This is a genomic window from Reinekea forsetii, assembly GCF_002795845.1.
Taxonomy (GTDB): Bacteria; Pseudomonadota; Gammaproteobacteria; order Pseudomonadales; family Natronospirillaceae; genus Reinekea; species Reinekea forsetii.
This window is the reverse complement of record NZ_CP011797.1, coordinates 116,582-140,880: the sequence shown is the minus strand read 5'-3', so window position 1 is coordinate 140,880 and position 24,299 is coordinate 116,582. Positions and strand designations below refer to the sequence as shown.

Genomic DNA, 24,299 nt, shown 5'->3' with positions numbered 1-24,299 from the left:
AACGGCGCCTTGTACTATCTAAAGTTTAAATTTTTGTGCGGCAACCCGCTTCGGATCGATCGCCTTGGCTTTTTCGCGATTGGCGCCCAACCAGACGGTCTGGTGGTCGATCAGCGCAAATAGATCAGCGCCGTCCAGCTTGGCGTCGAGGAACAGGGCGTCGTGTAGATTGGCGAAGGACAGATCGGCGTAAACCAAATGCGCCTCGGTAAAGTCAGCGCCCTTGGCCTGCAGGTTAGCCATAATCGCCATATCCAAATAGGCTTGTTTAAAGCTCGCCAGCTCGACATTGGCGCCCTGCCACACCGTCTGCGGCAAATGCGCGTGGCTGAAGTCGGCCCCGATCAGATCGCAGTCGCTAAAGCCGCTGTTATCGGCCACTACCCGCTGAAAATCAGCCCGATACAGGCCACAGGCTTTAAAGGTGCTTTTACTCAAGACGGCATCGGCAAAGCTCACGGCATGAAAGGAGCACTCGATAAACAGACTGCCGATCATCGCCACCTCATGCCAGTTGATGCTGTCGATGGTGCTTTTCCAGTATGACTGCTCGTGACCGAAAGCGCCCTGCACATGCACGCGACTGAGCGTCGACTCGTTCATCGTCCAGCGCATCAGGGTGGCCGCGCCGCAATCTAAATCGGCCAACGCGCATTGACTAAAGGATTGCTGCGACAGATCGGCCCGTTGCCAGTCGATACGGCTCAGCGCCGACTGACCAAAGCTTGAGCCCAGCCACAGACTGTCGGTACTTTTAAACATCTCAAATTTACAGTTATCGAAATTGCAGTCGCTGAAATCGGCGCCCGTGGCAAGCACATTGAGGAATTGGCAACGCTCGAACGTCGCGCCTTGGGCCAGAAAACTTGTCAGATCGGCGTGATGAAAAGCGCAGTCAACAAAGCTGGCATACCGACAGTCGGTGGTCACTAACAGCGCAGCGGAAAAATCGCAGGCCAAAAAAATCCCGCCGGCCAGGTCGACACCACTCAGATCGACGCCCTTAAAACTGGCCCGGTCGAACTCGCGGCCGTCCTTTACATAGGCGGTCAGCCAGTGACCCGGTTCAATCTCAACCGCGGTATCGTTCGCGCTGGGCGCCTCTGGCTCTGGCCCGGATGATTCAGGCTTAGTTGGCTCGGTGGTCACGGTTGCCAGTCCTCGAATAGGGTGTTCAATGTGTGCGCGCGACTGAAGTTGCATTCGACAAAGGTCGCGTGCTGGAAGTCGCTTTCGAACAGATCGCTACCTTGAAAGCTAACCTGTTCAAGCCGACTGCCCAACCAAATATTTTGCGTCAGCAGGTTCTTACTCAGATCGCAGCTGCTCAGTCGGGCATTGAGCCAGGTGACATTGGCTGCCTGGCACTTAGTTAGCTGGCAGTTAAGCAGGGTCGCCGCCATAAAGTTAGTCGCCTCGAACAGACAGGCGGAAAAGGTGCAGGCGGTCAGGTCGGTGTCGGCAAAGTTGGCAGAATTCAAATCCACTGTGTCAAAGCGCAGGTTCTGCTGCGGACTAAAACAGTAGCAGCGCAGGTTGGCCCAATTGGCGTCGCTCACCACTAGGTCGTCCAGGGTGCATTCGGTTAGCGTCAGGCCTTGGGCAGGTGAGCGTTCGAAGCAACTGTTATTGAGCAAACAGGCTTGGAAATCAGCACCGGTCAGGGTGGTGCCGGTCCAGCCTGAGGACAGCAGCGCACAGTTTTCCCAGATCGATTGGGGCAGTTCGCAATCGCTCACCTGCAGCTGCTCGAACTGGCACTCGACCCAACTGGCCGCCTCGCCCTGGCAACGCGCCAACTGCAGGTTGTTGGCCGTGACCTGCTGCCATACGCTGGCATCCAACTGACAATCGAGCCAGCGATTGTTGCTCAGCTCAACCTCAATAAATTGACTGTTGTTAAATTGGCACTGCTCGAAGACACAGTCGAGCCAGACCGACGACTGCAGCACCAGCTCGTTAAACCGGCAGGCGCGAAACGTGCATTGGCTAAAGCGGCACTGGCTCAATTGACTGGTGCTGAAGTCGACACCGTCGAGTGTCACGCCGGTCAAGCTGAGCTCGTTCAATTGATAGCCGACGACCTGCCCGGACGCCAATAGGGCTTCGATATCCATAGGTCTATTCTGCTGCCAACGGCACGCCGCTTAACTTGGTTTTTTCGATCACGCGTCTGTTTAAATCTTTTTGGCGAATTTCCAGCACCGCTTGGCCGCTGGTTTTAATCGCCCGATAGCTGAGGCCATTAAATTCCAACTCGCCCACGCCGCCGGCCCAGGTCTGCGCATAGAGGGCGTATTTGCCACCCCAGGGGTCGTTCGGACTGGCGGCAAAGCTGCCGAAGATCAGCCAGGTACCCTCGGAAAAACTGACCTTGGCCCAGGTCTCGGTGGCCTGCAAAATAATGCCCGGGGTTGAGGGTTTAATGACAATCTGCTCGAGTCGCTCGCCAAACACATTGAGTTCACCGGCGGCGATGTCGGCACCGCTGCTGTCGGTGACCCGCTCGAGCACAATGGTACTCGAGACATAGACCTGCAACTGTTTCAGTTCGGCCTCTTGCAGGGAGAACTGTTGCCGTAAGTAGTCACTCACCGGGACTCGGCTGGCGCCGCCGAATAGGGCGCAGCCCGATAGGCTAATTGTGCCGATCAGGAGCCATAGCGTGCTAATAATTGAATTTTTCATAGATTTCGTTTTACCCTAATTTTATAATTCCGCCTGAAAGCTGCAACATGGCCTTGGCAGTAAAGCCCACCTTAGCACCTGTCACAGTGAGACCGGAGCTGCTTATCTTCACATTCGATGCAGCACTGCCAATCGAGACACTGCCTGAGGGTATTTTTACCGACGATTTTGTGAACGTACTGCCATTCACATCGACTTTTGTCGACGCGGCAAGCTTAATGGTTTTAGCGCTGTCTAACTCAATACCTTTCGCAGCCGTAAGCTCTGCCTTCCCGCTGGCAAATTTAAGATCAACGTCCTTCACCTTTAACGCTGCTTTTTTCTGGGCCAATTCGAACGACGAACTGTTGCCGTTGATCAGTACCTTATAGGTGCCTTTAGCTCCGTCTAACTGCTGTAAAACACCGGTTTTCGCGGCCTTTTGCGCAGACAACTCAATGATATTCTCTTTTGAATCTAATGTGAGCTCGGAAAAATGATCAGACCCTGCTTGCGTGCGCAGATCAATTATATTCTCTTGTGAATCCAACTTAAGTTCAGCAAACTTAGTAGGCCCTGTTTGCATCCGCAGATCAATGACATCACCCTCGACATCGAGATTCAAAGTTGCATAGTGGTCTTTGATCTTTTGTACGTAGATGCCACCACTGTTCTTTTGAATACCTTTTCCTGCGTCATCACCGAGGGTGGCACTTTTGGCGACCCACATTTTGCCAATAAAATTGGCATCCATATTTTCGAAATGTGTGACGTAACAGATACCCTTAGTTATATCAAACAACTGGGTTGTATTTTTAACATTTTGGCGTAATTTTGATGACGCATCGCGAATATTAAGCTCAATCACCGACCGCCCACTATTCACCACCAACTCTGCAAATGTTCCGCCGGGGCGGCTGTCGTAGGACGCTACGCCAACGGAATTCAAATCCACATCGAGCCGACTATAATTACTTGATCGACCTTCTAGATGATCCGCGTCGCGGACTGAATTAAAATTGGTATCCTTTAAAACATCTTCAAAAGCCTTTTCGATAAGCTTTGCGCTACCAAATATAGATTTCCAGAGACGCTGAAAAAAAACCAGATCACCGAGACTTTCTGAATCTTGCCCCAGAATGGTCGCGGGCTTCAACATCAGGGTCGACTTGGGGTCTTCCACCTGTAAAACAATCGTCTCCCCCGCTATCGTTTCAGCCTTGGTTGTGGTTAGTAAACGGATATTCTTATCTGACAAGCGAAACTCGGGTCGATCGAGGATTTGGTACGAATTAACTGATTTTTCATAAGTGATGTCGACAAGCTTGTAACTATAGTTAAAACTGGCACCGGTATAGCCAATATCAAAGGCCATTCCGGTTAGGCCGAAGTCAAAACCCATGGCTTTAACACCCAACTCGACATCAAGCCCATGTGCAGCGAAATTTGCATCAATACCCACATGGGAGTGGTTTTCGCTAATTCCAACCGATTCGAAGCTGTGCGCCCTGTCGACGGCTGTGACATTGTGGGTGTTCTTGCTGAGCTGGATGCCATAGGTATCCCCCAGCTGGTAGCCGTAGGTATGGCCAATGTTTTTGCCTACGCCATTGTCCTCAAAATTAACTTGATCGTTAGGCTCACGAATAAAAAAATCTGGTATCGGAGTATCAATCTTATAAGCGTCCGGTAGGTCTGCAAAATCGGTTTCGTAGGAGGACATTCGAAGAGCCGGTTTTTCGTCTTTTTTTGGACTATAAATATCATAGGGGAAGCTACCGTCCCATGATTTGAAGTTAGAATTATCTTCTGTCGTTTTGGCACTCATGGTTACGCTATAACTGTTGCAGAAGGCATAGTCATGGCCACCGCCGAAGGTGTAGGTGTTGCCGCTGGACCAATAGTAACGATCGCCCTCCTGGGTGTTAAAGTGCGCTTCAGCCAATGCAACACTGCTCAAATTTGTTTTTGATACCCTCTGCCTAGGTTGCAGGTCTCCGTATGTGGACGAAATGTAAAACGCTTCCTCTACGTCGAGATCGAACAGATTGCCGGCGGCTGTATGATACTGTGTCCTTAAGGTATTGGCCTCTAAACGCAGATCAATCGCCGTCTGTCCTAGGGCAATATAGGTTTGACTGGCATGATCTGCCGCACTGGTAGAGAGGTTCTCTTCTGCAGCGTCGGCCTTTCGTTCTGCCTCCTGAACGTCTGTGAGTGTTGTCATTCGGTTCTCCTGCCATGTTTGGTTAAGAAGGTACTGGCAATCACAGCTTGCTCACGGTCGCCATTGATCATCTGGATCACTACCTTGGTGCCCACTGGCATCGGCTCATAGGCACCTGCGCCATTATTTGACGAGCTCGGGCGCAAGCGAAACAACCAGGCTTTCGGGTGAGCTATTTTTTGTTCAATAGTTAGGGCAAAATCAAAGCGCACCCGATAGCGCATCTGACTGTCGCGATCGCCGGACAGCTGATCGCTGTCACTGTGAATGGTGGCGATCAATGGCGTTAAAAAGGGCGGCGGTGTTTCATCCAACACCGACAGATCGAAATAGTCATCGGTCAAGGTACTTTGTGCCAGGACGGTGCAATGATAGCCGGTACGATGATGGTAGCTGTGGCTGACCTCCAGCGGAATAAAGACCATTTTCTCATGTCCGCGCCGAGTTGGGGTGTATTCGTATACCTGGTCACAACTCAACGGTTTATGAGACTGCAGCTTAACCTGCTGGTAGGCGGTTTGTTGGTTGGCTTGGTTGACACCAATGGTATCGCTGGCGTTCGCCATATGATTGATTTGGCTAAACTGATCTCGATACCAGCGCGCAAAACGATTCACACTGTAAGTGTGGCTGGACAGCTGGGACAAGTCATCTTCGGTCAATACAATACGTTGCACCGGCACCGGCAACAGGTCGGGCACGGTTAGCCAAATATGGTCGCTCTGCGAGGCATGGTAGAAAAATGATGCGCCCATCTTCCAGACCAAACGCGTAAAAGCTTCGCCATTGGTTTCCTGAATTTGCACCAGAAGCTGGTTCTGCCACCAGTCGATGCGAAACACGCCCAGCTTGGTATCGGCCGCCGAATCGACAAAACCGCTGTCTTCACCAATGGCACTTTGGTTGAGCAAGCGGGTCAGTTCTGCCAGGGTCGGCACCGCCGCAAAACCGATATTGAGAGGGTCTTGGGCATCACCGACTTCAAAGACGCGCATCGCTTGGTGGCTCAAGCGCGACCAGCCCCAGGGGCGCAAGGCCAGTTTCAGCTGCCGACCCGATTCACCGCCGGCCTGGACATCGGTAATGAGGGTGTAATGCCGGGCAACTATTTCACATTCGTAGGTAAGGTCACCGATCAATAGGGTCGCGGCATTCCTTACCTGACAGGCCAACAGCTTGAGTTCGTCGGCATGACGGATATCGATATCGAAGGCAAAAAACTCGTTCACCGCATCGCGGCTATTGGTGATCGCAATCACGTAATAGGCTTCGCCGGCAACGGTAAAGGTAACATCAACACTCATCTATAAGCTTCCTGTACTCAGGTAAATTAGTCTATTTCATTTTCCGGGCTGACTAATTCGATTTATATCCGGTGGCTTTTTTAATGGCCGTTAAGATGGCCGGATCGAGTCCACTTTCGAGGTTCGCCTCAGCCATCATCTTGGCCGCCGTTTCCAGTGGTATTTTTTCCAGCAACGCTTCGACATCCTCGGGTGTCGCTGTGCCCTGTAAGATGGCTTCAATCAGTTCCTTGTGCTCAGCCAGGGCGCCGGCATTTAGACCGGCCTCCTGGGCTGCCTCCATCATCCGCGCCGGCTCGGCGAGCAGTTCCTGCAGGGCCGAGGGGTCGTTGATCACGTCGGCCGTCGGCGAGCCGGCCGGCAAGACTTCTTTTAGCAATGCATCGATGCCACCCTCGTCGCTCAGGCCGGCCATCAGTTCATCCGTTAGACCCATTGCATGGCGGTTTTTCATCATCAGCGCATTAGCACTGGCGATCTGGTCGGCCATCAATTCCATCAAGGCATCCAGGTCGGCCATGGCTTCGGCGACGGCCGGGTCTTCCGGGCGCGACTCCGGCGCCGCGTCGGTTTCGCTTGCCGGCGCCTGGGCATTGTTTTCAACATTGGCCGGGACAGCCCCGTCGGCTGGCGCCGCGGTGCCGACACTCAGTTCGGTCGCTGACGCGTCATCCACCTTGGCCTCCGCGGCCACCGCCGCTTCGGCCTCAGCGCCACTCTTACCGCCTTTCATTTTAGCCAACGCCGCCAAGGCACCCAAGCCGATGCCGGCGCCCGCGCCCGGTAAGACCACCTCGGGCACGCGACTCGGTTCCGGTGGATGCAAGACGCTCAGCGGCTCGCCATTGGGCCGCAGGGCTAGGTCATCCGGATCCTCTATATCGCCCTCTGGTGCCAGACGGCGGGTGAGGGCGTCGGCATAGTGTTGAACCGTTTTCTCAGGCCCCAAGGGGTCTTCATAGGCCACCAGCAGGGCGTTGATTTCCGATCCATCGAAGGTGTCCGTCGTACATTGAGCGCGATAGCAGCCGGTTTGCACCTGTTCGGTGGGGAACAACCAACAGGTTTCAAATTTAGCCGTCAACTCAAACAGCTGTTCGGCTTTTAACACGAACAACCGTATCCGCCACTGTCCCAGTTGGCCTTCGAGTATAGGCTGCTGCGGATGCATGTTGCGCACTTTAAAGGGCTCACCGCCCTGCCAGAAGCCGGCCTTAAGCCATTGATCTTCCGGCGCCAAGTTAAAGATCGTCCAATCGATATCCTTGGCAAAACCCGGCGCATCGGTTTCTTGCCAGCGGCCGCTGTAGGTGCCCCATTTCTCCTGCCGGGGCGACCAGAGAATATTGCGCGCGGTGAAACCGGCCGACACAATCGGCTGGTTCGGATGACTGAAGGGATCATCCGGGTGCTCAATCTGCGGCAATAAAAGTGCATCGGCGCCGATGCCGACTGGGTTGGCTTTAATCTGCGCTCCGCCATAGGCGACATCGTAACGGATCGGCAAGGTACTCAAGGCCTCCGCATTGGTACTGCCGATACTGATGCGCCACTGCCGACGGCCAATCACCTTGAGGGTTTTGCTCAGCGAACCGACCTGAACCTGAACGTGGTCGGCCGCCATCGGGACCGAGCCATAATAGCTGCCATAGACCAGATACTCACCGACGGGCTTAGGCATGCCCTCATCATAGACATCCCATTCGCTCAGATATTGCGCCGCCAAGGTCCACAGATCCTGTTCGCTAAACAGTGCCCGTCGAGCATCGAAGGGCTGCGCCAAATGCACGCCGATAGCCAACATCTTCTGCCGGCTGAACTCGAACGGCCGAATCTGCACACTCAGTTCTAAAGGCTTAATAACACGCATGGCTTAATTGGCCCTCGCTCACGGTAGACGGTTGGGCGGCCCGGGCCACCGTTAGCTAGCTGTCGGTCTGGTTCTGTGTCTTCTGTTGATGGCTGCGCAGACGGTGACCGATTTGGGCCGAAAGCTCATTGCATTCGTTGATAACACTCATGTACACATCGTTAATTTCCAAGCCACCCGCCTTGGCGATTTCTACCGTGCGTTTCTTATGATTAAGTACCTGGAATTCATATTGCTTTAAGAGTCGAACGTCACTGATTTCCTTCAGCGTGCGTTCGATTTTCAACAGTTCTTCAAAGGTGGCAAAGAGTTCCTTGGCAATGCGATTTTGTTGGCTGAGCGCCTTTTTAATTCGCTTATCGCGCAGTTTATAGAGCAGCGCGAGGGACAGCAGCAGCATCAACAAGATTAATTCTTTCAGACTCTCGAGCCCGGTCACCGCATCGGAAAAGATATTCAAGCCAAAGTTTGGATCATAGTATTTGGCACTGATCGGATGCAGATTCAGCAGCCGTAAGATTGGATCGTTGGTCGGGTTGACGTCGAGCAGCACCGGCGCCTTGGCGCGTAAGTCACTGGTATTGAGCGCCTCCAGAATGATAGCGACCTTGTCATCGCTAATATTTCGACTCGCGGCCAACACGGCCATGGTGCTGATCGTGGGCACCGCTTGAGCGGGTAAGGGGCCATTGATCGAGGGGTACACTCCGGCCGGAATAAAGTCCTTACTGTGAAAGATATGGTTGAAGGCAAAGCCCTCTGCCGGTGTAACCGGCATCAGCTTATACTGGCCGCTAAACAAAACATCGCGTAGATCCGGATTCAATAGGCCGGTAGTCACGATGGCCCCTTCGATAGCGGGATTGTTTAACAATTCCTTAAAATAGAGATCGTTCCCGACCATGGTTTCATCGTCTACGCTGAAAAACTCCATCAGCTGCTTAGCCTGGGTGCGGTAGCCGGAGCCCTGCACGCCGAGGATAAAGGGCTTACCTTCGAATTCCTGCACGGAGTTGGCGTTGCTGTCCTTGCGCACCACTATATGGGAATAGTCTTTCCACAAGGGGGCCACGATGCTCAGGTTCTGCAATGAGACCGAACCAATTGCTAAAATGCCGACATCAACCGCACCCTTGCGCAACAGCTCGCTGTTATTGACTGAGCCGCTGGTCGATAGAATTTCGATGACATACCGATCGCCGGCGATGCGCTTTAATTCCGACTCAAGGTGTTTACCAAATTCGTAATAATAGCCGCCCTTGGATGCCGTCGCGATCACGATGGTTTCCTTGTCCTGTTCCTGCTGCCAAGCCCACAGCAAGATCGCCGTCGCGATTAGGCCAATGACAATCCAGTTAAATGCTTCTTTAAAACGATACCAGTTCATAGGCGGTTCTCTGTGTAACGCAACTCGCGGACTGAGTGGCGTGTGGAAAAAGGGGTTCGGACTGCGCCCGGTGTCGCGGTCAATGTCATAGTTCAATCACAATTTCTTTGTCGTGCTGTTCGGCCGCGGCGAGCCAGGTTTTTACACCCAACATGGCCTTCATTGGCTCACCCAACGCGGTATTTTTTTGCGCATCGCGGGCCAGGTGCAGATGCAGCTTGATGGCCAGTGGTTGGCCAATATAGCGCTTCAGCAGGATCCGGGTCAGGGTCAGATAGTCGTCATGGGTATAGCGCTGCAGATCCTCGGCACTGAAGGTGGCGAGCGTGAAGCGACAACCGTTCATCCGGTCTTGCAGTTTATAACCCAGCACCGAGTCGCCCCCTAAGGCATTGCCACCGAGCAGACCGGTCATCTGTTGACTGGGCAGATAGCGCTCCAGTACCACGCCCTCGATCAGCTTAATGGTCTTACCCGGAAACAGACAGGCCAGGAGCGCAAGCGCGCCCTGCCAACTGCCGGTGGCGTCGCCAAACAGACGCTTGACCTGCACCCATTGGCTAGCGCTAAGTAAGCCCCGACTCGGCTCAGTCAGATCGGCTAAGGCATCCGAATGCAGAAAGCTGGCAAAGCTGTTGTGGCCATGGCGGGCCTGTTGCAGTACCGGCTGGTAATGATCGCTCATCGCCACGGCCTGTGCTTGCAAGGGCATTAACAATAACGCCAAGAGGGCCGGTATGGGCCCCTGCTCATCGGATTCGACCGCCGCGCCATAGAAGCCAGGCAGCAGTGGGCCAAACTCGGCGCTGGCGGATGCGCTGCGCTGGATCAGCGCATCCGCCTGAAGCGGAGTATCGGTTATCATATTACCGCCCGGGTGCCACTGGCCGCTGGCCAATAGAGTAGATCCTGCTGTTTTTCATTCTGTACGCGCAACGCCATAACGCTGTTAATGGCCAATCGCCCGCGCAGCATTTGCCAGATTAATAAGCAAAATTGCCAACAATCGGCATCACTTCGAAACGCGCTGCGCTCTAACCTCAGGGTTACTTCTTGGCCGAGAATAATACTGGTGCCGCGCGTTATCGTCGTAGCGCTGACGCTCAAGCTGAGCAGCGCATCGACTGAACGCATGAGCCGACGGCGTTCGTCGAAGTGACTGTCTTCGGGCGGCAACAGACCCCGCAACTGATCGACTAGGGCCGCCAAATCGCCGCGTTGCTGCGCGCTCTGCTGCGCGTGCAACATTTGCCACTGCGCCTGTTGCTGATCCGGTGCCGCGATCCATTGGCTCGGGCTACAGACCAGATGGCCACTTATTGGCCCGCTCAGGGTGGCGCCGGTCGAGGACCGACTGGCCGCGTCGCCCTGGTGTGTTAAGCATTCGATCATCACCAGTCCAGCGCTCGACGCCGGTCGATCCAATCGCATCTGGACTTGGGGTTGACGCGTCTGCCGCAGCAGCTGATAAACGCCATCCTGAGCCCCTCGATGCGCCACCTCGGCGATCGGATAATAATCATGACGCTCACCCTGGGCCAGCTGCTCATTGACCGAGACAATCGCGACCAGCTGCTGCACAGATAGGCGTTCGTCTGCCAGTGCAAGCTGATATAGGCTTTGCTCTAGCTGGCGGGTAAAGGGCAGCAGCGCACTCGGCTGCAGGTTAATCAATGGCAATACGTTAAGGGCCAGCTGGCTCAGCTCAACCTGTTGCGGCAGTATTTCGCGCAGGCTGAAATGAATCCGGAATGTCTCGCCGGCCGTCAGAGCACGTTGTTCTAGGGCCGGGCTTAGATCAAGATCGAACGCCAAGATGCGCTCGGGTAAACACCAACATTCTTGCAGCCAACGCGGTCGGCTCGTTTGCACCCGGTTATCGACCGCGGCCAGCCAACTGCCGTCGGCCACCTGATAGGCCGGTTGCCAGGCACTGGCCGGCAGCGGCAGGCGCTGATCAGCGTATGATAATTCCCAGCCATCGACACCAGTAGCCAGATGATAGGCGAGGGTCTGGCTGTCGTGCAGGTCACCCACCAGTTGAACGCGAATCGGTTGAATCGGCGCTGCAAGATCGCCCTGGACGGTGAACTGAAGGCTCAATGCCTGCCCAGTCTGCTCCAGGTCGGTCAACACCAGTGGCAGGAGAGTACAATCGTGCGCGACCTGCCAATGCACAGATCCGTCCTGGCTGCCCGAAACGAAGGCGGTACCGGCGGTAACGGTCTGCGTGTCGGCACCCACCTCGGCTTGTGCCAAGACCATAGCCGGCAGCGGCAGGAGCAGTTCCGGCGCGATGGCCTGCAACCAGCCCTGAGCCTGCTCGTCCCGATCTTCGGCCATCTGTTCGGCCTGTCGGGCGGCCACGAGTGCGACGCCTTCGAGCAGGCGGGCAACATCGGGATCGGTGTTGTCGCGCTGCAAATTGACGGCCAGATCCGGGTAACGTTGCGCTAAATAGGCTGCATCGTTCCGCAACTGCTGCAATATTTTTTCGTAATGCTCTTTCAACATGGACTGATAACCTACCCCATTAAGGCGAGGTGAATTTTTCCATTGCTCAATTTTAACACCGCCCGCTCATGCGGCGTTGCGGGGTCGGCAATGAGTTCAAAATGCAGTACAAAAACCAAGTCCGGTTGTCGATTCTGCTCCCGGTTGCGCACAAAGTCCTGCACTACTTGGCTGCCTTCGCTGTCCCGAAAGGCCCGAATCGACAGGTGCTGAATACGCGGTTCCATATGCGCTAAGTAAGCGCATAGATCCGGCCAACTTTGTTCGTCGGTCAGGCGATTCAACGCCGGAAACCACTGTTGGTATGCCCGACCGTACTCGCCAGCACCCGGTTGCAGGCGGTGGTTCAGACTCTGCTCAAGATACTCTAGAACCGACGCCTGGTGTTGCTCGGCATGGCTTTGGCTCTTATGGCGAAAACCCAGCTTGGCCGGTTTGGCTTGGAGCATGCGTTCAAGCAGGCGCACGGCAGCGTCTCCTAATGATGGGTGCCAATGCACCGCGCAGTAATGTGGCCAAGCGCGCACGATGACCGAGGTAAATGACCATCTTAGAAGAAACCTTCCGAACTGGCTTCGCTGATAAAGTCCCCAGTTCCGGGTTCTGGACCGAGATATTTCCAGGAAATCTCTCGATAACTGAAGGTTAACAATTCCTTCAAGATGCCATCGTCGGAGATAAAGTCCCACGGGGCGGCATAGATCAGCTGGGCATCGTCGAGCACGATACGATAATCGTATTCAACGGCGTCGGTTTCCTTATTAACCCAGTGCCAGACCACCTCGACCTTGGGAAACAACTCATAGTTGGTCAAGGCCGACATCAGCCGGGGCGTGAAAGCATCCACGGCACGCACTAGCTGTAAGGTCTGATGACGCAGAGTCTGATTGCTCGCCGAGAAGGCATCATTGACCGTTACCCAGCCACGCGCGTCGGTCTGAATACCACCCAAACCCAAACCATGCCGCATATCGAACAGCACATTGTTTTCGACCACCGGGCCACTGCTCGAACTGATGTTTAATAAACCTGCCATCTCGACGTCCTTATACAAATAGGGTCATGGATTTTATTCAGTTCCATTGCAGCACCAAATCGACTGCCCGGTCGTAATCGGGTAAGCGGGCGCGCAGCGCAATATTCAATAACTGCCCACCCTGAGCGTCGCTGTGCCAGTCCAGCTGGACCGATTCAAGCGGTTGCCGTTGCCACTGCGAGCGACTAACCAAGCCCGGACTCTGCACGAAGGGCTGCAGCCATTTCTGGGCCATCTGTTTTATTTCATCCGGACTGCCGTGGCCCAACCCTTCCCGGATTAGCACCTTGAGGTGGCGGGCAAACTGGTTTTGCAGCAGCAGCAGCTCGCTGTGTAAATCCTGCTGGGCCACGGAGTATTCTGGGCCGAGCGATGCCAGCCCGGCGCGCATTTGGAAACGGGGCGCGAAGGCCATACGTTGTTGGTTACTCAGACAACTGTTAATGCCCAGATCGGCGAGAATCTGTTGCCGCTCTGGGCTCAGTCGTTCATCCACGCGCCGACTGGCATCGGCAGGCCAAGAGCGCATTTGCAACGGCCGCAGGTCGCACGGCTCGGCACTGGCCAAGGCGGTACCGACCCGCAGTTGCGAACGGGCAAACTCGTAGATATGCCAGATGTGCAGGTGAGCCCAATGGGTCGTCGGCAAGGACTCGGCAAAACCGATACCCGAGGCAAGCGTTTGATAACGGTGCGCGGCGCGGTAGGCATACTGCCCGGCCGATAAGAGCAGATAGCGGCTGTGGGGTGACTCCATCAACGCCCGCCATGCGTAAAAGCGCGGTTGACTCAAAGGCTCATCGGCTAGCGTCGCGTCCAGATAGAGCCTTGGCGCTATGGCGACACTCAGCACACATTGCGCTGCGGCCGCGGTCACGGCGAGTGCGGCCAACAATTCCAGGTCTGCGGGACGGTCGCTAAGGTCAAATTGAAAGCTGGCTAGATGATAGGGGACGCCGCCGAACTGCCCAAGTTCATCGCCGTAAACTAGGGCATAGAATTGGCTGTCCCGCGGATTGGACACGCTGCTCTGATCTTCAACCAGCTCGGCCTTGCTCAGGTTAAGCAAGGTGATGCGATAGTGGGGCTCACTGCGGTCGGCCTGAACCTGATCGGCCTTGAGATTACTGACAAGCTGATGCACTAGGGTCCAATTGCGTTCCAACAGCTGATAGTCAGGATGCGCTAGCACCTCGGCCACGCTCTGTTCCAGCAGGGCACGCAACTCGTTGTAGCGCAGCCACAGTTGCTCGCTGTTGGGCCGGTCCTGCTCGTGCCAACTGACCCAGGGCGCTAGGCTGGCGAAATCAGCGAACTCGGTCGTTCCGCTCGCCTGTTGGCGCAGGGCCTGCATCGCCGCTTGCAGGGCGATGAAGTATGCGCTGCAGGTCAGCAATTGAGTCGGTTGAAAATCCACCAAGCGCTTGAAGCGCAGCTCAACTCGATCACCATCGGCGAGACGCAGATCCACTTGCGGCGCCATGCGCTCAATAACCTGATCAAAATTGGCAATGTCGATATCCATCTTTTGCCACAGCCGATGACCCAATTGGCCCACCACCAGGGCACGTACCGCGCTCATCCCAGTCGGCATATTGGCACTTTTAAACAGCGGCGTTAGGGCCATGGCTTAGAGCTCCATGGCTAGGGTGGTGGTACTTAGATCCCAACAGTCAGCGACGATCGGCGGCGTGGCCAGCTGACTGGTGGCCAACCGATTGAGCATCGGCATATGTTGCTTAAAGCGGAAATTGAGGTCGAAATATCGGATACCTAAGGCCGCGAGCCGATCTTCAAATTCTGGAAACTGCGCTATGGGTAGGCGCGTGGTGCCATCTTTAAATTCTTGCACAAAGCGCGCAAAGCCAAGCGCGCCGGGGTATTGTTTCTTCACCACATAACGGCCCACGGCGATACTCAATTCAAAGCTCTGACAGGTATCGCTCCACTGCATCATCTGACTGATTGGGAAGTTATTGTTACGCAGCAAATACTCGCGTTCCGGGCACACCAGCGTCAATTTGCTTTCATGCGGCAACAGGGTCGCGTTGATATTGACCGAGATCGGCTTAGCATCGATAAAGACTTGATAAAACGGCTTATTATTAAATCGATAGGCCGAACCATTGTTGAGATACTGATAGAGCGTTGGGGTGAGTGCCAACGAGGCATTTTCAAGCTTCTTGGCGCTGAATACGCCATTGCCTTTTTTTACAAAGGGCGCCAAGACCGCATCGTGAAATGCCCACAATAGGCCCTCCTCGACATAGGCTAGATTGGGCACGCTGGTAAGCGGCACGCCATCGAGGTTGGCCAAGTATTGATTCTGCCATTGTTCCTGCACAGCACAGGTCGCTTCTTGCATCAGATAACGCTGACTGGCAACCACCGATCCTTTAAAAATTCGCCAAAAAGCTTTGGTGCTGGCCTTTTCCCGCCCGAGCTGGGTTTCAATGGCCGAGACCGCTTTCCAGGCCTGAGCATAGGCGGTAGTGCCACCACCGGGGTTGCGCGGCGCGAGAAAATTTTCCCGCATGGCCGCCAGAGACACCAAGCGCTTTGAGGAATTGGCGACAATATCGCTCAGGCCTTGCTGATAGAGCAGAACCATATCGGACACGTCAGCCATGGCCAATTGCATCTCGGTCGGTGAAGGGCCCGCGCCACCGCCGCTGTCGAGTGATTTCTGGGTTTTCTGCACGGTTTTCGCCATCTTAGCGATGGCCTTGCCGCCCGAGCCCAGCTTACTGATCAGCTTGATCGCGGTTTTGGTCGCGGCCTTGTTGTCGGCGCCACCCCCCGGAGCCGTTTGGCCCAGCAGGGCCAGCACCTGATTGTAATAGTCGATCAGATACAACCAGTCCGGCTCGCGCTCGGTGCCGATGAAATCGATCAGTTGATTGTTGGCCTCGGTCAGCACTAAAAAGAACGGGTTCTTAGCATTGCGTAAATTTTCGACAAAACCCTGCCAATCATCCTGGTTAGCCAGCACCTGAGCCCCGTCGCCAAAGTTGATCAGGAAGTCTTCCCACTGCTTTAAATACTCACTGTAATAGTCCTCGCGAAACAGGCGCAATTCAACCAGGTAAGCCGGTGCATCCTCAGGCAAGGCAACGCGGTCGCCTAAGTCGTCGAAGCCAATGCCACTGATCTGTTCCATGCTGTCCAAGAGCGCGTCAATGGCTGCTTTGCCACCGACAGTATAGGCGCCCGGGACTTCATGCTTTTTTACCAGGGTTGCGCCTCCGCGCCAATAATTCTTGAGCTGCACCCGGTCGCCATAGGCGACCTTGTTGGCCCATTCGATCATCCACGAGAACTGCCCGGGGAATTCCACCAAGATTTGCTCCAACAGTTCGCGCTTGGCTTCGAGATCTTGGGTCACCAGCTCGCCGTCACCACTCCAGTCAAGGTGGGCACGGTACACGCTATTTAATCGATCGACCTGCTCCTGATCGACAAAGTCCGGCAGAGTTGGGAACGTCAGCGAATAGGGCGGCGCCAGAGCCGTCAGTTCCTTGCCGCGCGTCCCGCTGGTGTAGGCCTCAAGCCAATTAATCTGATCGATCAGCGTATTAACAAACTGACCCATTAGCTTGATATCACGACCGACGAGCAGCTCCTCGGTCGCCTTGATCTTCAGATCGCTTTCCAACCGAACCAGCAATGCCACGTCACTGCGACTGACGAAGTTCATCTTCACGTCTGCAACGAAACGATTGTGGGTGATCCAGGGAAACCAGATACGACCATCCAGGGCGTTAATCACCGTCTGCAGGCGATAAAAGATATTGATGTTTAAGAACGCGTCTTGGCGCTCAACCAATGTGCCAGCATATTGCTCCCGCAGGTCACCGACAAAGTTTCGATGACCGACGTAGCTATAGCCGAGCAGACCCAGCACCAGTGCCAAGACCATTAGGTAGCCGCCAAACAGGCCGTTACGCATTTGCCGTTGACGTTGCTCGGCCTCGGGCAAGATGCCCGCTAATCGATTTTCGGCGGCGAGAATCTGTTCGAGAAAAACCTTAACAAAAGCCGGCTTGGTGTAACCGTCCTCAGTGGTTATCTGTGCGCTCAGGCAGATGCCGCGGATGTCTGGGGTGTTTTGGAACGCACTGACCTGGAAGCAGCCATTGACGAAAGCCGACAGCTTGCTTGAATAACCGCGCAGCGTCGACGGCAGCTCAATTAACGAATGTGCCGATTCATGTTGCAGCAAGTAGGTCAGAGAACGCTTCTGAATGGTCTCCGTGACATGGTCGATAAACTGACCCATAAATTCGTCGCTGCCGATGCCATCTCGATTCAAGACCCCAAAAAATTGATCACGTTCGGCGTCACTCATCAGGTCGATCAAGACCGCCATGCCCGGCAGCTGTTCAGCGCCCGTCAGCTGTATATAGACGGGCATCTTGACACCAGTAAGACTCATGGCCTCGTCGATTCGTTTGCGATACAGCTCGCCCAGCTCGCCCAGCTCATCGGCAGAACGGTTTATCAATTCACTGATCGACAGGGCCACGACAAAACCGTTAACCGGGTTGGCCGGCCGTTGAGTTCGCAACAGGCGCAACAGGCGCAACCACTCGTCCAGCTGAGGGGCGCTGCTGGTTAAGGAGGTCGAGGTGGAAATCAATACCGCCTGGTTGGTTAACCACCAGCGGGTTTCGAAATCGGGGCTGTTAAAGTCGCTCTGATCCACACTCGGCTTGCCGACATTGGCCGCTGCAAGGGTGGCCTCTATGGCCGCGGCCGGGGTACCCACGACGACAAACCAAGGCAGCGCGTATTTGGGATTTTGATTGCGCGCTAAGCGACTGCTGGACAAGAACCGCAGCACGGCGTGCAGGCGCTGGTCGACCCCAGGCTTGACCCAACTCGTTGCCAGTTTCGACCAAAAACTCGTACTCTCGCCGACGACGGCCGGCTCAAAATTCGCCAGATGCATGGCACGGGAGCGCGCTTTATAGCGGATAAACATCCAGCGCAACAGGCGCCAGCTCAGCCATAGGGCAAAGATAAGGCCGGCCCAGCCGAAGCCCGGCTGCATATTCTCACCATTGATGACGTAACTGGCCCCCAGACAGATGGCGGTAACCACACCCCAGATCAGGACCAGATAAAATATTTTCAGCACCATTCTCATGGAGTTTGTTTCCTGTTTTTTTGTCTGTTTAGCCGTCAAAAACCCTGCCGCAGCAGGCCTGTTGTAACGGACACCTTTGGCTTACAGTGTTTTTACCAAATTTTCTATCAAACCCAATAGATCGACTCGCATCCAGGCCACCGCAACCGTGACCACCAGCAAGGGCACGCCGTACATCAGCGCCCAGCCCTGAGGCTTCGCGCCGACATCGGCATCTCCACCGGCCATCGGTTGCTGGCTAAACCACATCGCCTTGGTATCCGCCACGCCTTGCTTTTGCATCAGCAGTTGGTAATTCGCCGTTCGAATGGCGGCCAGCTCCTGGACGCCGGCATCGGTATAATATTTGCCGTGAAAACCGAACGCCAAGCAATAGAAAAACACCTCCCGGACATCCATCTCGAAGGCGTCAAACTGATCGAGGGCACTGAGTTTTTCAAAGAACAGCTGACCTCCTTTAACGGTATTAAAATAATGCTTTTGCGCTAGCTCGGTGCGCCATTGATCCTTGATAGACAGATCGGAACCAATAATTTTTTCATCGAGCCATGCGACCACAGCAAATTTGGCGTCATCATAATGCTGACTCTGGTAGCCCCCCGCTGTTGCCAGATGGGCCTTGGTGGCCAGCAGTTCATCGAGGCGCTGACGCACGGCGGTGTCGGACATGGGTTCACTGTCAACGGCGGTCAATTGCCGGACAAAGGTGAACACATCGACGAAACAATCGACCAAATGCATAGACTTATCCTTTGAGTTGGGCCAGTTCGACTGAGATATCATCTGGTCGGTCAGGCCAATAGAGCACCAAATCCTCACCCTGTTTAATGGCGTGCAGCAGATCGCTGGCGTGGTCCAAATTTAGTCGGAAATACCACGAATTCGGGCGTTGAGGCAGTCCCTCTGGACGGTTCGCCTCGGCCACAATTTCGATACCGGGGATCGCCTTGTCCAATAGAGTGGGCAGGAGATTGGCGGGCGCCAGCTTGGCAAAGGCCAACAAGTCATCGCGCCAGTCACTGACCGGCGCAGTGCTGCGCACAATCATAAAGACTCGACTTAGGTTTTTGGCAAAATCCGCCGGCAAGACCGCTTGCAGTCGATCCACTCCGGACGGTTCCAGACGCACTAGGCGCTCGGGGCGCACGGACAATTCATTGAGTGTCTCTAACAGGCGCTCTTTGAGCTGTTTAAAAGAGCGATCGGCTTTTCTGTGTTCATAGTTCAGAGCTTCAGAATTACTACCGCGTTGCCCAAGTACATCGACGCGCGGGGTAAAAACACTCACTTCCGCCAAGAGCTGCTTCAGACAGAGATACAGCTCATCAGGGGTGGCTCGCTTGGAGGCGCTAATATGATCGAGCTGCGCGGTGTAGCGGCTTAGAGTTTGCAAGGCCAGACGGAAGCGGAAGATGCGACTGCTGAACTCGCCATTGTCCTGACCACCCTTGTAGTCTTCCAGCTGGCGACAACGGTCAAGCAACTCCTTGAGCAAACTGCCAACCAGGTGCTGCAACGCCGGCACGCCAGCAATTACTATGCTAGGCGGGATGAACTCAGCGTCCTGTTCGATGCGATCGTTGCGCCAAACCAGGCGGGCGATCGGAATTGACTGTTCTTCCGGTTGCAGATACTGACCATCTGCGGCTGTGCCCGGCGAATATTGGCTATGCTTGAGGGCAATGCGCAAACTGTGGGTTAGCACCGGAATATCGATTGGGTCGCCACCCTGATAGAGATCGGGCATCGGCACGGGGCTCTCCGTGTCCAGATAGCGTTGTCCGAGCGCCTTCTGGTTGATTCGATGCTTGGGCAGGGCCAGGTAGACGATTAGACTGGCATCCGCGCCAAAGGCTTCACTGCTTAAGACCAGCGGCGTCACCGTTGCGGTGTCGGGCAACTGCACCCAGGTGCCATCCTGAAACACTAGGTCGGCAGTCTGAACTTGCACGATGTTTTCGACCAACAGATTTTCATCAAGCTTGGCTGAGATAACACCCCAGTGATCTCCGGCAAGGGTTTTCCAGACCTTGTCGATGGTGGCGTGCAGGGCCTGGTCCTGATACTGAAAATGCTGCGGCTGCAAAAACAGACCATGATGCCAGTAAAGTGGTTTATGCATGATGTGCCTCGATTCCTATCAATAGTCACGGTCAGCGACTATTGGCTGATAACGCTGTTGGTTCATTATTCGACGGCCCGGCCACAGGTCAATTAACCTGAATAGCCACCGAAGCTATTTCTTGTTCGCCCGCATCTAACCAGATCTTCAAGCGCGCCGGGCGCTGACGCACGACCTCTTTGTTGAGCGGCCACAGACGGGTAAGTAAGCCGGTTTCTAACGATTCTGATACGGCCGGGATACTGATCAAACGGGTCACCGTTTTGTATTCATCGAGCCGATAATAGCCCGCCAGAATACCCACATAGCGTACGCCCTCTTCTCGATCAAGGGTCAGGGTCATGCTGCCGCCGGGCATCAGATAGAGCTGCTTTTCGGCCAAAAAGCTGGCATCCAATGCCGACTGAGTCAGCATATCCGCTAAACCAAAGGGGTCTTGACGCAGTCGATTGAAATTCTTGGGGTTATCGAGTTGAATCACCTTGACCACCGTGGCATGACTGGCGCCCTCAAAGACATTGAGTTCGTCCTGGGCTGAGATGCGCAGCAATAGGGCCTCGTTCTCATACAGCCATTCCTGCGCTTGGGGAATTGTACTCGCCGTCAGGGTCCATTTGCGTGCTCGATCGTCCCACTGCCAGCCGGTGCGGTCTTCACTGGCCTGACTGGCCTGTTCCGCAGCAGTCAGGTTTTGCGTCGGCACCTCGCTGGTAACCGGTAGCTCCACTCCAGGCAAGGCTTTACTCAACAGCTGCTGGACCATGCCCACCCCACCACCAGCCGGGTTAGCCCCGATCAAGCCCAGTGGCAAGGCGCTGTCATTGGCCTGGGGTGAGTCCTGCGCTACCTCTACCGAGGCCATAGGCTGTACCACCATGCCTGGGGCATAGGTTTCGATCGACCCGTCCCAGGCCTGGCCTTGCGGCGGCTTTTTAAGCAGCGCACAGCTGGTCACCAGTAGGCACAGCGTTACCGCTAGACCGACTTGACACCCTCGCGCTGTTGTTACCCGACTGCGCTGCAAGATACTAAACCCTTATTCACCAGACCAATTATCAGTGGAGGTGCTCGAGGCCGTTTCATGATTCCAGGTAATGCTGTTGAAGGTGAACTTCACCTCTTCATAGGGCATAAAGTCATCGAAACTGGCGTCCAACATGTTGGGCGAAATGGTTTCGATCTCGACTACTTTGGCGCCTTCCAATTCGATCGAATAGTAATGCACTGGCTGGCCATCGCTGCCGGTGTCGGCACTGCGAAAGAACATAATCGAGCAGGTGAGGCCCTTCGGCTCTGCGAGCAGCTGGTACAACAGCGGCGACGATTTATCGATCAATTTGGTGATACGTAGGTATTCGTGTCGGCGGGACGAGGTGATTTGGCCGCTCAGACGATCGGTTGCGATGCTGCCCTTCTGCGCGAAGCCAACAACATAGATCTCATCTTCGTGTTCTGACTTGAAATAGGCACCGATGCTTTCTTTGGTGCATGCGCCTTCAGTAATGGAATCGCCTTCTTCGGTTTCAATACTCATGAAAATATCTGTAGCCATGATCTCTTCCTTAATAGGTTGTTAGTGATCAAACCAAAAACCAACGGTGCCTGCTGCTATCAAGGCAGGCGACACCGTAGGTCTTTTTCTCTAATTAGCACACTAGACGTTCAACGCTAGGCTCGTTCCAGCACACCGGTCAGCGACAGGGTGAAGTTTGCGCCCATAAACTTAAAGTGCGGCGTAACCTCCAGACCCACTTCATACCAACCCGCTTCGCCATCGACTTCAGTGACGATAATCGCCGCTTTACGCAATGGCCGCTGGCTGCGCGTTGCCGGCGATGGATTTTCTTGGTCGGCGATATACTGGCGAATCCACTTGTTCAGTTCGCTTTCCAGATCGGCACGGCTTTTCCAAGATCCCAGGTTTTCACGCTGCAGAACCTTGATATAGTGCGCTAAGCGGTTGACGATAAACAGATAGGGTAGCTGAGTACCCAGCCGATAATTAAGCTCCATGGCCTTCTCTTCCGGATCGGAGCCGAATATCTTAGGCCGCTGAACCGAGTTCGATGAGAAGAAAGTGGCGTTATCAGAGCCTTTACGCAAGGACAGTGAGATGAAACCCAGATCGGACAGTTCCATTTCTTTACGGTCGGAAATGACCGTTTCAACCGGTCCATCCAGACCTTGGGCGCCATCGCGCTCAACAGCATTGACCGCCATATTGAGGATCGCACCACCGGATTGAGGCCCGATAATGTTCGGACACCAGCGGTAGTTGGCAAAGCTTTCGGTCAAACGAGTGCCATAAGCATAGACCGAGTTAGACCAGAGGTAATCGCTTTTGCCCTGAACGGTTTCGGCGTATTCAAAGGTTTTAACCGGCTTGTTAACGCCGTATTGGACACGACCCATAAAATCAGGCAACACCAAACCCAGGCTGCGCGCGGTATCGTGCTCGCGCAGACCCTGCCAGGCCTTATATTGCGGGCCGTCAAAGATGGATTCGACTTCCGCCAGGCTGGCCAATTCAGAAAAATCCTGTAAGCCGAACATTGCTGGGGCGGCCGAGCTGATAAAGGGCGCATGGGTGACCGAACTCAGGTCTGCCATTTGCTTGAGGAACTCAACATCGGCCGCACCATAACTGAAGTTATAGTCGCCTAAGACCACACCGACAGGCTCGCCACCAAACTGGCCATATTCCTGGGTATACACAATCTTATAAAAAGCCGATTGGCTCAGCTTGGGCGCGTCTTCGAAGTCCTCTTTCAACTCATCGAGGGTAACATCAAGCAGTTCGATCTTGATATTTTCATCAAAGTTGGTGCGATTGACCAAAAACTGCAACCCACGCCAGCTGCGCTCGCTTTTTTGGAATTCTGGATGATGCAAAATTGCATCCATTTGTCGACTCAGACGGGCGTCCAACTCGGCAATCATATCGTCTACGGCCTTTTTATCGACCTTAACAACCATCTCGTCTTGTTGCGCCAGCATGCCCGACAAAAGCCGTTGCACACCGGCCTTGGCCAGATCGAAGCCATCGCTATGCTCTTCTAGGCGGGTCTGTGACATGACCTCATCTAGGAGTGATTGAGCTTGCTTACTCATCGCAAAACCCTCTATTTCTTATCCAATTATATGAACCGCAGACGCCGACTAGGCAGCGTCGAATGTTTTGGTGTCTCTTAAAGACCCAATTCGTGTTTTAGCTGATCGCGCTTGTCCGGGTTCTCAAGCATCAGCTTGAGCGTCTTGCGCAGTCCCGGCACGTTGCCAATGGGTCCCTTCAAAGCCTTGAGCGCATTACGGGCTTCGATGGTTTTACGCAACTCTGGAATGGCATCAAGGATCGAGTCGGGCTCAAAATCCTTAATCTTGCTGACCGGCAGGTGCACATCGATATTTTCACCCCCATCGGTCAGGTGATTTTCGATGCTAAAGTTGAGGGTCACGCCGAGATTTTCGATGACTTCATCGAAATTGGCCTTGTTGATATTGATCGGTGAGCGATCGGCCAAGGGACTGGCATTGTCTTCCGTTGAAAACTTGCCCAATACCATCATCTTAAATGGCAACTCAACCCGCTCGGTCGTAGTGCCGTTTGCTGGACGGTACGAAATGTTAATACGCTCTTTGGGGGCAACACTACCCGTCGTATTTTTAGCCATAACTCCTCCTCGAAGTCCTCTTATATATAACGAGCTAACGAGCTAAGGCCCGAGCGCGCGGATAAAAAATCTATGCTATGAACGGTGCACTTCGAAGGTGAGTTAATGTGAATTTGCCCTGTCAGTACGGTCATTGGTATTTGGACTAAGCTATTCTCTTACATTCATTATTGTTGTTGCTGGCGTGAGGCTACTGCAAAATCTGGAATCACAGTGTTCTTTTAGACTAGCTAGTCCTGAGAATAATACAGTGTAATAAGAAAAACCAGCAGTAGATAGCCTGATAAGGCCCGAAAGGGCGGTTAAGTTGGCCGACGTTTCGGGCCAGTTTACAAGGTAGGTCGCGCTAACA

The 24,299-nt window shown here is 54.3% G+C and carries 19 protein-coding genes; all 19 read right to left on the bottom strand.

Annotation, left to right across the window (positions count from 1 at the left end; translation table 11 throughout):
• Positions 1-18: 18 nt before the first annotated feature.
• Positions 19-1,149 (bottom strand): pentapeptide repeat-containing protein, encoded by a 1,131-nt coding sequence (locus tag REIFOR_RS00750; protein ID WP_158524251.1) that lies wholly within the window; start codon positions 1,147-1,149, stop codon positions 19-21.
• Positions 1,146-2,117 carry a pentapeptide repeat-containing protein gene (locus REIFOR_RS16735; RefSeq protein ID WP_145980198.1) on the bottom strand — a complete coding sequence of 324 codons (972 nt, stop codon included), beginning with the start codon at positions 2,115-2,117 and terminating at the stop codon, positions 1,146-1,148. Before REIFOR_RS16735 ends, REIFOR_RS00750 begins: the two co-directional genes overlap by 4 nt.
• A 4-nt stretch (positions 2,118-2,121) precedes the next feature.
• Positions 2,122-2,688 carry a hypothetical protein gene (locus tag REIFOR_RS00735; RefSeq protein ID WP_100255741.1) on the bottom strand — a complete coding sequence of 189 codons (567 nt, stop codon included), beginning with the start codon at positions 2,686-2,688 and terminating at the stop codon, positions 2,122-2,124.
• Between the two features lie 10 nt (positions 2,689-2,698).
• Entirely contained in the window at positions 2,699-4,894 is a 2,196-nt protein-coding gene (locus REIFOR_RS00730; RefSeq protein WP_100255740.1) for a hypothetical protein, read from the bottom strand.
• A complete protein-coding gene (locus REIFOR_RS00725; RefSeq protein WP_100255739.1) occupies positions 4,891-6,198 on the bottom strand; it encodes a hypothetical protein in 1,308 nt (435 codons plus the stop codon). The genes REIFOR_RS00730 and REIFOR_RS00725 overlap by 4 nt, the downstream gene beginning before the upstream one ends.
• A gap of 52 nt (positions 6,199-6,250) precedes the next feature.
• Positions 6,251-8,068, bottom strand: coding sequence for a DUF2169 family type VI secretion system accessory protein (locus REIFOR_RS00720; RefSeq protein WP_100255738.1), 1,818 nt, complete (start codon positions 8,066-8,068; stop codon positions 6,251-6,253).
• A 55-nt stretch (positions 8,069-8,123) separates the two neighbouring features.
• Positions 8,124-9,455: a TAXI family TRAP transporter solute-binding subunit gene (locus REIFOR_RS00715; RefSeq protein WP_100255737.1), complete on the bottom strand. Its 1,332-nt coding sequence runs from the start codon at positions 9,453-9,455 to the stop codon at positions 8,124-8,126.
• 85 nt (positions 9,456-9,540) lie between these two features.
• Positions 9,541-10,320, bottom strand: a complete 780-nt coding sequence (locus REIFOR_RS00710) for a type VI secretion system baseplate subunit TssG (RefSeq protein ID WP_100255736.1) — start codon at positions 10,318-10,320, stop codon at positions 9,541-9,543.
• Positions 10,317-11,969 (bottom strand): type VI secretion system baseplate subunit TssF, encoded by a 1,653-nt coding sequence (locus REIFOR_RS00705; protein ID WP_100255735.1) that lies wholly within the window; start codon positions 11,967-11,969, stop codon positions 10,317-10,319. Before REIFOR_RS00705 ends, REIFOR_RS00710 begins: the two co-directional genes overlap by 4 nt.
• An 11-nt stretch (positions 11,970-11,980) precedes the next feature.
• Positions 11,981-12,436 (bottom strand): hypothetical protein, encoded by a 456-nt coding sequence (locus tag REIFOR_RS00700; RefSeq protein WP_100255734.1) that lies wholly within the window; start codon positions 12,434-12,436, stop codon positions 11,981-11,983.
• Positions 12,437-12,519: 83 nt separating this feature from the next.
• Complete coding sequence (locus REIFOR_RS00695) at positions 12,520-13,005, bottom strand: type VI secretion system tube protein Hcp (RefSeq protein ID WP_100255733.1); 486 nt, start codon at positions 13,003-13,005, stop codon at positions 12,520-12,522.
• A 37-nt stretch (positions 13,006-13,042) separates the two neighbouring features.
• Positions 13,043-14,632, bottom strand: coding sequence for a type VI secretion system contractile sheath domain-containing protein (locus tag REIFOR_RS00690; RefSeq protein ID WP_100255732.1), 1,590 nt, complete (start codon positions 14,630-14,632; stop codon positions 13,043-13,045).
• Positions 14,633-14,635: 3 nt separating this feature from the next.
• On the bottom strand, positions 14,636-18,154 hold the full coding sequence (locus REIFOR_RS00685; RefSeq protein WP_100255731.1) for a type VI secretion system protein: 3,519 nt from the start codon (positions 18,152-18,154) through the stop codon (positions 14,636-14,638).
• Positions 18,155-18,235: 81 nt separating this feature from the next.
• Positions 18,236-18,895, bottom strand: a complete 660-nt coding sequence (locus REIFOR_RS00680) for a DotU family type IV/VI secretion system protein (protein WP_158524250.1) — start codon at positions 18,893-18,895, stop codon at positions 18,236-18,238.
• Positions 18,896-18,899: 4 nt separating this feature from the next.
• Positions 18,900-20,276: a type VI secretion system baseplate subunit TssK gene (gene tssK, locus REIFOR_RS00675; protein ID WP_100255729.1), complete on the bottom strand. Its 1,377-nt coding sequence runs from the start codon at positions 20,274-20,276 to the stop codon at positions 18,900-18,902.
• A gap of 88 nt (positions 20,277-20,364) precedes the next feature.
• Positions 20,365-21,231 carry a type VI secretion system lipoprotein TssJ gene (gene tssJ, locus REIFOR_RS00670; RefSeq protein ID WP_145980197.1) on the bottom strand — a complete coding sequence of 289 codons (867 nt, stop codon included), beginning with the start codon at positions 21,229-21,231 and terminating at the stop codon, positions 20,365-20,367.
• Positions 21,232-21,312: 81 nt separating this feature from the next.
• Positions 21,313-21,828 (bottom strand): type VI secretion system tube protein TssD, encoded by a 516-nt coding sequence (gene tssD / locus REIFOR_RS00665; RefSeq protein WP_100255727.1) that lies wholly within the window; start codon positions 21,826-21,828, stop codon positions 21,313-21,315.
• Between the two features lie 116 nt (positions 21,829-21,944).
• Positions 21,945-23,387, bottom strand: a complete 1,443-nt coding sequence (gene tssC, locus REIFOR_RS00660; protein WP_100255726.1) for a type VI secretion system contractile sheath large subunit — start codon at positions 23,385-23,387, stop codon at positions 21,945-21,947.
• A 77-nt stretch (positions 23,388-23,464) separates the two neighbouring features.
• On the bottom strand, positions 23,465-23,947 hold the full coding sequence (gene tssB, locus REIFOR_RS00655) for a type VI secretion system contractile sheath small subunit (protein ID WP_100255725.1): 483 nt from the start codon (positions 23,945-23,947) through the stop codon (positions 23,465-23,467).
• Between the last annotated feature and the right edge of the window lie 352 nt (positions 23,948-24,299).